6 protein-coding genes and 1 pseudogene are annotated in these 9,920 nt (G+C 65.9%); 2 read left to right on the top strand and 5 right to left on the bottom strand.

The features are described from left to right. Both ACIP98_RS41215 and ACIP98_RS41210 read left to right on the top strand, forming a co-directional pair. Nucleotides 1-103: pseudogene (locus tag ACIP98_RS41215) on the top strand (transposase); the annotation flags it as partial. A 1,926-nt stretch (nucleotides 104-2,029) separates the two neighbouring features. Beyond that, nucleotides 2,030-3,640, top strand: coding sequence for an IS1182 family transposase (locus ACIP98_RS41210; protein WP_401981860.1), 1,611 nt, complete (start codon nucleotides 2,030-2,032; stop codon nucleotides 3,638-3,640). 141 nt (nucleotides 3,641-3,781) lie between these two features. On the opposite strand, the gene ACIP98_RS41205 is transcribed toward ACIP98_RS41210, so the two are convergent. The 5 genes from ACIP98_RS41205 to ACIP98_RS41185 form a co-directional block, all read right to left on the bottom strand. After that, nucleotides 3,782-4,249 (bottom strand): hypothetical protein, encoded by a 468-nt coding sequence (locus ACIP98_RS41205; RefSeq protein WP_401981858.1) that lies wholly within the window; start codon nucleotides 4,247-4,249, stop codon nucleotides 3,782-3,784. Next, entirely contained in the window at nucleotides 4,246-5,496 is a 1,251-nt protein-coding gene (locus ACIP98_RS41200) for an IS256 family transposase (protein WP_401981856.1), read from the bottom strand. The genes ACIP98_RS41205 and ACIP98_RS41200 overlap by 4 nt, the downstream gene beginning before the upstream one ends. Before the next feature lie 291 nt (nucleotides 5,497-5,787). Then, on the bottom strand, nucleotides 5,788-6,117 hold the full coding sequence (locus ACIP98_RS41195) for a WhiB family transcriptional regulator (protein WP_401981854.1): 330 nt from the start codon (nucleotides 6,115-6,117) through the stop codon (nucleotides 5,788-5,790). A 216-nt stretch (nucleotides 6,118-6,333) separates the two neighbouring features. Beyond that, nucleotides 6,334-7,821 carry an MFS transporter gene (locus ACIP98_RS41190; RefSeq protein ID WP_401981852.1) on the bottom strand — a complete coding sequence of 496 codons (1,488 nt, stop codon included), beginning with the start codon at nucleotides 7,819-7,821 and terminating at the stop codon, nucleotides 6,334-6,336. A gap of 433 nt (nucleotides 7,822-8,254) precedes the next feature. Beyond that, nucleotides 8,255-9,313 carry a helix-turn-helix domain-containing protein gene (locus ACIP98_RS41185; protein ID WP_401981849.1) on the bottom strand — a complete coding sequence of 353 codons (1,059 nt, stop codon included), beginning with the start codon at nucleotides 9,311-9,313 and terminating at the stop codon, nucleotides 8,255-8,257. Between the last annotated feature and the right edge of the window lie 607 nt (nucleotides 9,314-9,920).

Raw genomic sequence — 9,920 nt, 5'->3', positions numbered from 1 at the left:
GATCACCGACAAGGTGATGGACGGAATGGCGGAATGGTCCAACCGCCCGCTGGACCGCGTCTATCCAGTGCTGTTCGTGGACGCGATCAACGTGAAGATCCGGGTTCTGTCGACGATCTTGTGATTCGGATGCTTGAGCGGGTCGTGTCGGCTGTTCGCGATCATGCACGGCGTGCTCTTGTGACGTGCTAGGTGGCTCAGCTTGCGGGTAAGGCTTGGGTGGCTGCGCCGCTGTAGAGCCGCGATCGGGATTCTTCCCCCCATGCCCCGGAACTCAAGGTCACGGAAGCCGCGAAGAAGGCTATCAAAGCCACGATAAGCGTACAGAGCTTGTTTGGCTTTCCTGTTCCGATGTCCATCACTTACCTACCTGGAGTCGGCATATCGTGATACGTTACTAGGGGTGCGAATGCGATGAAACGTTAGCCACTCTCATTTCGCTTTCCACGCCCGGAATGAGAGGAGAAAAGTACCACCGGAACTTGCTCCTTGCGTCCCCTGCATGTTCATCTGACGGCTGGAGTTGCCCGCCGAGCGGTACTCCACTACAACCCGAGCGTGTTCCGATATCTATGGAACCCTTCGCAGATAAGCGCCCGCGAGGAGCAAGTTCTTACCTCCGGAAAGCAGACAGCCCATCCGATTCCCTGCGAGAGCTGCCCAAGCCTTCGCCATCTACTCTCCTACGGACTTCAGGGTCGTGCGAGCTCGGCCCACTCAAGGCGGAGTTGCTCAGCTGCCTTGGCAAGCCGATGCAAGACGTCAACGACAACGGATGCCCGTTCTTGACAGTTCGGCCACCTCTCGGGCTTGCCGGCTTAGGCGGAACCTAGGGCTACTGGAAACGGCCGGCGAAGCGGGTATCGCTCCGCAGGTCGGAGAACCGAAGGCCGACGGCTGCGCCACCTTCCACCACCCATCGAAGTTCGTAGGACGCTCGGTAGGAGGGCGGCCAGAAGGAGCAGAAGCGGCCATGGTTCGACGGACCAGGTGCCCTCCGTCTGGCGTCCCGCCTCGAAGTAGGAGGTGCTTCCGTCGGGTCGGAAGGTCTGCGTCGTGCCATCGCCGTAGGCCGGGCCGCCGGCGGTGACAGCGGTGGGGATCTGGTCAGGCGGCACGATGGAGCCGCTTCTGGATGCAGGATGTCCATGTTCCTGGTCACTGTGCGGTCTCCTCCCGGGCCGACGGTGGCGTTGCTCGTACAGTCCAGCGGGCGTCGGCTGGCTTTGTGCGGCGGAGATGACCCCATCGCAGGGCGGGATTGCCTTGGCTAAGTCCGCTCCGAGGAGGTGCCTCGACCTCTTGGGCGATTTAGCACATGAGCGCTTTCAGTACTGCTGTCGGGGTCTACTGGGCCCGAGCGGCAAGACGGAGCGAGCCGTGGCATCCGGCCCCAGGGGCAGCCCCGCCTTGGTTGCCGCTCATCGGCTCGAGCAGCGTCCTCTTCCGTCGTTTCGAGGACGCTCAGGTACTGGCCGTAAACCTCCTGCTCCAGAACCTCCAAGGGGATGAAGCGCAGCGAGGCGGACTTGATGCCGCACCGCAGCCCTCCGCGATCGCAGGGCCCGTTCGAGAACAGGTGCCCGACCGAGGGCTGTCGCCTCGCTGGGTCACTCGGTGCTGCAGGTCGTTGAGCTGTGAGATGCGCTGTGGGGTCTTGCTGTACTCCGGCATGCCTGCCTCCGAGACGGTGCTGGAGTGTCTCTTATGCCCTATTTACGTCATACATCGGACGGACTCTTACCATGTCGCAGCTTCTGACCACCACGTCAACGGTCCGTCCGTGCCACCAAAACGTGATCCGTGCGGCCGACGGTCACGAGCTCTGCTGCCTCCCCTCAGCTTGACTCTGTCGGGGATCTTGGAGTTCCTCGGTGCGCCAGCGTGATCAGCGGGCATGCTCGGGACTGTTCGCAAGCCGATGCAGTTGCCGAGGTGTCCGTTGTCGCTCTGCCCCCGTTCCGGTGAGCAAATCCCTTCTCTGACCGCGCAGATCGCGCGAGCGAGCAATCCGGGCGGTACGACGGCGATGTGGGTGAGAGACCGTCTCGACGGGCTGTGGTGCGACGAGGACTTCGCCGACTGGTACCCGCGCGACGGACGCCCCGGCATCTCGCCGGCTCAACTGGCCACCGTGTGCGTGCTGCAGTTCCTGCTCGGTCTGTCGGACCGGCAGGCGGCCGAGGCGGTGCGCTGCCGCATCGATTTCAAGTACGCCATGGCCCTGGAGCTGGACGATCCCGGCTTCCACCACAGCGTCCTGGCCGACTTCCGCGAGCGCCTGGCCCAGGACGACCGTGCCGACCGGCTTCTCGATCTCGCGCTCGCTCGCCTGAAGGAAGCCGGCCTCGTGCGTGAGCGCACCACGCAGCGCACCGACTCCACCCACGTCCTGGCCGCGGTGCGTGATCTGACCCGGCTGGAACTGGTCACCGAGGCCGTCCGCGCTGTCCTGGAGGAAGTGGCCCGCACCGCTGATCACCTGCTGACCGGCCTGGTCGACGAGGACTGGGGGCGCCGCTACGACCGTCCGGTCCGCCTGGGCAAGAACCCCACCCGCCCCAAGACCAGGATCCTCGCGGCCGGCGACGACGCATGCCGACTGCTGGAACACCTCCATCGGCAGGGACCGGGCTACCGGCCCGGCCCGCAGGCTGAGGCCCTGCGGCAGATCGTCGTGCAGAACTACCATCGCGACGCGGCAGGCCGCCTGCGCTGGCGCACTGCCGACGACGGCGGACTGCCGCCCTCCTCCTCGGCGATCCTCTCGCCCTACGACACCACGGCGCGCTATGTCCGCCATGGGCACATCAACAGCTGGAGAGGGTTCGCCGCGCATGTCACCGAGACGTGTGCCTCCGGCAACGTCAACGTGATCACGGACGTGGCCACCACCTCGGCCGCCACGAACGACGGCCAGGCCCTGCCCGGCATCCACACCCGCCTGGCCCGTCGCGGGCTGCTGCCCGCCGAGCACCTGGTCGACGGCGGCTACACGTCCCTGGTCCACCTGGCACGAGCCGCCTGTGAACACCAGATCACCGTCAGCGGTCCGCTACCGGCCAACCCCACCCGCCAGCACCGCAAGAACGAAGGCTTCGACCGGGACGACTTCCACATCGACTTCGACCGCCGCCAGGTCACCTGCCCCCAGGGCCAGGTCAGCGCGGGCTGGCACGGCCCCTACCCGACGTCCTCGCCCACCGCCGCCCCGCTGATCGTGGCCCGGTTCACCAAGAGCCAGTGCCGCCCCTGCCCGGCCCGCACCCGCTGCACCACCACCGCCGACAGCGCCCGGACCGTGGGCTTCCCCCCACGAGAACTCCGCGACCTGCAACTCCGCGTCCGCGCCGAGCAGCAGACCCCAGACTGGAAGACCCGCTACGCAGTCCGCTCCGGAGTCGAGGGCACCATCAACGAGTTCGCCCACGGACACGGCATGCGCCACTGCCGCTACCGAGGACAGCCAAAAGCCCACCTGCAACACGTCCTCACAGCCATCGCCGTGAACATCGAACGCCTCAGCCGCAGGTCAGACACCGAGGATGTCTCCTCACCAAGACCGCCGACCGCCTTCCAGACCTTCCTGGACCAGAACGCGATCCCCCGGTCGAAGTCCTGGCGAACCCTCGGCAGCTGAACCCGACCGTCCAAGATCCCCGACAGAGTCAAGCTGAGTCCCTGCCGCTTTTCCGCCCAAAGCCTCCATTAATCTCAGAATATCTACAGAGCGATGAGGCTGCAGTGGGAGCAATAGTCAAGAGTTGTGGGTGAGCTGATTTCAGCTCTCGCTGCGGTGCGTGAGGCTGGTCCTGGCAGCGTTGCGGATCCGCTTGGTGCGGCCGGCTTCGGCGAGGATCTCGATGGCCTCGGTGTTTGTCCCGTCGGCGGTCTTGAGCTGGAGCCAGTTCGATGACGCGAGCAGGTCGTCCGGCTGCCAGGGCAGCATGAGCGTGATGGCGCGGAAGACAGACCACTCCCGCAGGCGCTGAGCCAGGAAGGGACGGTCGATCGTGGCCTGGGTCATCCTCTGCGCCCACCCCTCGTAGGCGGGACCGGCGTAGAGCCCGGTGGCTCGACGGTCCAGGTGCCGCAGCACAGCGGACTGGGCCATCGTCTGGTCCGGATCAGTGAGCACACTGCTGACCAGGTCAACCTCGTCCGGGTCGCCAACGTGCTCCAGCTTGTCGAGGTAGGCCGCGAAGCGGACGTGCTCGTCCGGGTCCTGCAGGATGTCGTGGACGTTCATGCGGCCTGCTCCTCGCGCTCGACCAGGACGCCGTTCTCGAATCGTGCACCGGCGCGGACCAGGGACACCAAGTGGGCTCCGGTGATCGCACGCCATCGCGCCTGAGCGGACTCGACCAGCTTGAACACCATCGCGAGCGCGGCCGCCGGGCTGCCCGCGCCTCGGGTGACCTTGGTGCGGAGCTTGACCGTGGAGAAGGTCGACTCGATGGGGTTGGTGGTCCGCAAGTGAATCCAGTGCTCGGCGGGGAAATCGTAGAAGGCGAGCAGCTCGTCCCGGTCCTCGGTGATCTTCGCGACAGCCTTCGGGAACTTTGCCCCGTAGGTCTTCGCGAACGCCTCGATCGCCTTCTCGGCGTGGGTGCGGTCCTCGGCGTTGTAGATCTCCTGCATCGCCTTCGTCGCGCCGGGCTGCGCGGACTTGGGCAGGCAGTTGGTGACGTTGCGGGCTTTGTGAACCCAGCACCTTTGCGACCTGGCTGCCGGGAACACCTCGGCGAGCGCCCGCCACAGGCCCATGGCACCGTCGCCGATGACCAGCTCGGGGTCGCGCATGCCGCGCCGGCGGCAGTCGCGCAGCAGGTCGGCCCACGACTCGGTGGACTCCCGCAGTCCCTCGGCCAGGGCGATCAGCTCCTTCGTGCCGTCCAGCCGGACCCCGAGCAGGACCAGGACACACGAGTGGGCCTGGCCCAGGCGGACCTTCGGGTGGACGCCGTAGGCCAACACGTAGACGAAGTCACGATCCGACAGGTCCCGATTCTGGAAGGCGGCGTGGTCCTCGCTCCACTGCCTGGTCAGCCGTGTCACGGTCGCGGCCGACAGGCCGGCGGTGCCGCCGAGGAACTGCTCCAGCGCCGGGACGAAGTCACCGGACGACAGTCCGTGCAAGTAGAGCAGCGGCAGCACTTCGGAGATCTTCGGGGACTTGCGGCACCACGGCGGGAGGATCTTCGAGGAGAACCGCTTACGCTCGCCGGTCTCATCATCGACGCGGCGGTCGTTGACCCGCGGGGCCTTGACCTCGACCGGCCCGGCCGCGGTGACCACCGTCCGGGGCCGGTGGTGACCGTTGCGGACAACGAGACGTCGGCCGTACTCGTCAGTCTCGGCCGCCAACTCGGCTATGTACTGGTTGACTTCCGCTTCCAACGCGGCGGCCAGCATCCGGCGGGCGCCTTCCCGCACGATCTCGTCGATCAGGGAACCGGACTGGGTGGAGCCGTCGTCGGTGACTACGCTGAGCACGGGCGTGCCTTACCGACCCGCGCTGCAACGCGGGCCTACTCGGAGACCTTACGGATCATTCGGGAAGGTACGCCCTCCGCGCGCCCTCCCGGAACCGATCCACAAGTCCTGAGCATTGCTCCTGCAGGCACGGCACGGCGCTCACCCTCCGACAGCACGCTCTGTACTGCGAGGAGCCGTGCTGCTTGCGCGGCTCGGGCATCCGGCACGACGGTGCAGCGGTTGGCGGTCCGCGAGGACGGCGGTGGCGCGCGGGGACGCAGCAGGGGCATGGCACCGTGTCCATGATGGTCAGCCAGCCCCGTTAAGAGCTTGCCCGCTGCGTGGCCCAGCCCCGGACTGCAGGTGTTCCCGGCGAGCGGCCTCCAAGAGAGCACGCCAGGACGCCACCCTCGGCCGGCGCCGCAGGAGCGCCCTGCGTTCCCTCTCAGTCATACCGCCCCAGACGCCGTCCTCAATCCGGTGATCCAGTGCGTAGGCCAAGCACTCGGTCCGCACTGCGCAGCCCTTGCAGACGGCCTTGACCCGGTGCTGCTCAGCACCCTCAACAAAGTGCGCGTCCACGTCGCCCGCACGGCACGCAGCCTGCCCGCCCCAGTCCTGCGACACCACCCAAGCCATCCTTTCCCCACCCCTGACAGGCGGACCAACCCTTCGCAAGACACCGAACTCCCGTTGTAAGAAAGCAAGTCACCCACACCAGCCGCCAAACCGCAGTAGGGTTCCGCTCACCAAATCAAAGTTGGCAGACGACGGCATCAGGGCTGGCTTCATCCAGTCGTTCCAGGCGGGCACGGGCAGTCATCTCCATTAACGAACCGGCACCACAGACCCGCCTCAAGGCCGTACGACGCCCCTACACCTGACAGTCCGGCCCGACGATGGCCCCCGTTCGCATAAGTAATCATGGCGATATGAGCTCGTAGGGATGTGGATGGAAACGGGCTCAATGCGCATGGGCGTGGGACTCCTCAATGCGCTTCGGCCGGTTCTTCGGATCGGTGAGGGGGAGGTGCCCGGGACAAGGTCGATGGGGTCCTCCCGGTAGCGGTGGAGGAGCCACAGGCTTGCCGTGGCCAGGAAGGCGGGGAGCAAGCTCATGCCGACGGTAATGCCGGTGAGGGCGGAGTCCGGCTGGTCAACGTAGTGCGCGGCGTCCGAGGAGCGGTACCCGCTTGTAGCCAGCACGAGGGCGAATGCCCCAGCGCCCACTGCGAAAGCCATGGTCTCTGCGGCGGTCCATAGTCCGGTGAAGGTCGCCGCCCGGCGCCGCCCACTCCGGACGGCGTCCGCGGCCAGAGTGTCGGCGAGCATCGTCAGCGGCAGCAGTTGCAGTCCCGCGTAGGCCATCCCCACAGCGGCTACCGCCGGGTAGCCGAGCCGGGCTCCGGCGTATGGGGTGAAGGCGAGCAGCGCGGCTGCGGCAGCGAACAGCAACGAGGCGCACCATTGTGCGTACTTCACCCCCCGCGCCCGCGCCAGCCGGTTCCACAGCGGCATCACCAAAACCAGCGGGCTTATCATGCAGACGAACAGCGAGGTGACAGTTGACGCTCCGCCGAAGACGTACGTAGCGTAGTACTGCACTCCTGCAAGCATGATCCCGACCGCGAGTGCTTGTAGCGTCCACATCCCAGCCAGGTACATGAATGGCTGGTTGTCGCGCACCGCCGCCAACTGCGCCCGCAGCGACGGCTCCGCAATGCTTCGGGCGACCGACGGAGCCTGGCGTGTGAAGTGCCAGGCCCCGAGCATCCCAGCTAGTAGGAACAGGGCCACCACCACGCCCATCAGCCTGTAGCTCGCCGGGGTGTCGCCATGCTCGTGGGCAACGGCAGGGGCCACGGCCGCTGGCAACAGGATCGCCACGCCGAGGAATCCCACCCGCCAGCCCAACACTCGCGCTCGTTCATCCCCGTCTTGCGTCATCTCGGCCGGCATCGTTACGTACGGGACCTGGAAGACCGCATAGGCGGTTGCCGCCAGCAGGAAGAAGGCCGCCACGTAGCCCGCCGCCGCTCCGCGCAGCGGCGGCGCGGCAAAGACCGCAGCGAACAGCGGGGGCAGGGTGAGCGCGCCAGCTCCCATCAGCGGGTTGACGAAGACGTCCCACGCCTTCGGGAGGAGGACAGCTACGCCAGCTATGGCCGCCGGGACCGCCAGTACATTGGTCAGGTAGTAGAGCAGGATCAAGCCCGGCACCGTACCAAAAGTGCCAGTGCCCAGCGACCCTAGGCCATAGCCGATTCGCACCTGCCGGGGCAGTGGCGGTACGGATGCGCTGCCGACGTGGTCGGGGCGTGTGCTGGGAGGGGTCTCGGTCATGGCTTCCTGTGGCACCGGAGCGTATACGGCGGAGCTGCTGCGGCCAGAACATCACGACGGACCTCGCCGTCAATAGAATCGGAGTGCCTACCGGCGTTGGATCCGAGTCCGTACTGCCACTGATCGCCGACCAACCAGCCGTCAACGACGCTGGCCTCGGTCAACTTGACCCGGTCCCGAAGGACCAGGCTTGGAGGTATTGCCCAGCTACCAGCCTGAAGCGGTGTCAGGCGCAGTGTTCAAAGGGCAACCCACGCAGTAAAGCTGGCGTCCTCCGGGTCGGCTCTGCGCATCGGACGATCCCGGGAGACGGTTCACGTCGTACTCCGAGCGGTCGTCGCGATCGAGCAAGGAATACCCGAACGTGAGCGAGTTGAGCGAACGGTGTGCTGAGTGCTGGTCAACGCTCATGCTGTCTGCCGTGCTCCACGGTTCAACGGGGTGGCTCATCGAAGGGCGTGGAGGCGGCTTCGGGGGGCCCACCCTTGCGCTTTCTTGCGTACGCGGCGGGAGTGTCGCCATACCGGGACTTGAACTGCCTGATGAAGTGGCCGGAGTCGGAAAAGTGCCAGCGGGTCGCGATCTCGGAAACCTTGGAACTGCCGCCTGGCGTGATCAGCTCGTCGTGTGCTCTCTGTAGGCGCATGCGCCGGACGAAGTCCATGACGGAGTCGTCCGCCGCCGCGAAATAGCGGTGCAGCGTGCGCGGGGACACGCCGACACTCTTGGCGATCACGACTGGGGATAGTTGGTAGTCACCGAGGTTCTTCTCGATGAAGTGCTTCGCGGCCACCATCGCTGGGTTCGCGTACTCCTCCAGACCCGGGCCGGAGTGACCGGACACGATGGCAGAGACCAGTGTGGCGCACGCCTCCCGTGCCATATTCTGCGCTGTGGTCGAGATCTCAAGATCCCCGTTGCTCTTCTCCATCGTCTCCAGAAAGTTCACGAGGAACCGCACCTCAGGGGTATCGGCGTCCGCCACATAAGCGTGGTTGAGGATCCGGGGTGATCCGATGCGTGGTATGACGAGGTGCCGCGGGATCGACACCATGTGCGCGGTCGTCGACGGTGCGCAGGAGAACTCCCACGACGCCTTTGTGTCCCGGATGCAGATCTGCCCGGGCCCGATCAAGTGTCGTTCCTTTCCCCGGCGGAACTCGATCCACCCGGAGGTCACCAGGTCGGCGACGATTGGATCCTGGTCGAGGTTGGTGCCCGAAACCCCGGTCAACGAGTCGCAGTACACCCGGGCCGAGAGCAGGTCGCCGATGAGCTGGCCCGTGGCGGTGAAGTGGAATCCCCCGAGGGCTGCGGAGTATGGGATGGCAAGGTCGGTGAGGTGGGAGAACGGGCCGTGCTCCCCGCTCAGGAAGAACCGCTCGGCTTCTCGGGCCTGTCGGGCCGTGAGGTGTACGGTCGTCCGGTATTCGATGAGGCCGCCGGGATGCGGCGAAGTGTGTGCCGTGTCCGCCTCTGGGTAGTCGCTCACGTTCGTCCCTCGTGATTGCTCTTACCCGTTGTGCGGAATTTCTGAGCAATCGCTTGTCAATCCATATGCGGCAAGGCGGCAAAGTGGCAACATCGGCATTCTTTCCCGCGTCACGGATCATCATGGGTGTTGCTGGCCCCCTCGCTCGCCCAGGAGGGAACATTGGCGCTAGGATTCAATAAACCTGTCTCTGAGATTCCTTTTTGAGTTCCGATGGCATACGCACACGTCCCGTTCGGTGATGCGTCGCCCGCCGTACGACCGAAATGCTTCGGGAACTTTTCTGTCAGGAAGTTGTCAGGAATCAGGTACCGCGGTGTTTCATGTGTCACCGGTTGGTAACCGCTCGTCAGTGACGGGTAACGGAGGCCGGACGGCGCTGGTGCGGGAGTAGAACCCCTGGTCATAGTGGTGATCACGACGGGGGAAGAACCCCGTGCCCCCTTCAGGAACAGGAGCTTCCCGTGAAGAACACCACCGCCCGCCGTGCCGTCCCCGTGCTCGCTCTGGCGCTCGCCGGTCTGACCCTGACCGCGTGCGGCGCGGACGGCGGCGGGACCTCCGGTGCCGCCTCGGCCCCGTCCTCGACGGTGGCCTCAGCCGGCTC

Origin of the sequence: Streptomyces sp. NPDC088354 (assembly GCF_044753585.1) — a bacterium.
Taxonomy (GTDB): Bacteria; Actinomycetota; Actinomycetes; order Streptomycetales; family Streptomycetaceae; genus Actinacidiphila.
The sequence above is the reverse complement of the archived record's forward strand: the minus strand, read 5'-3'. Positions and strand labels throughout refer to the sequence as shown.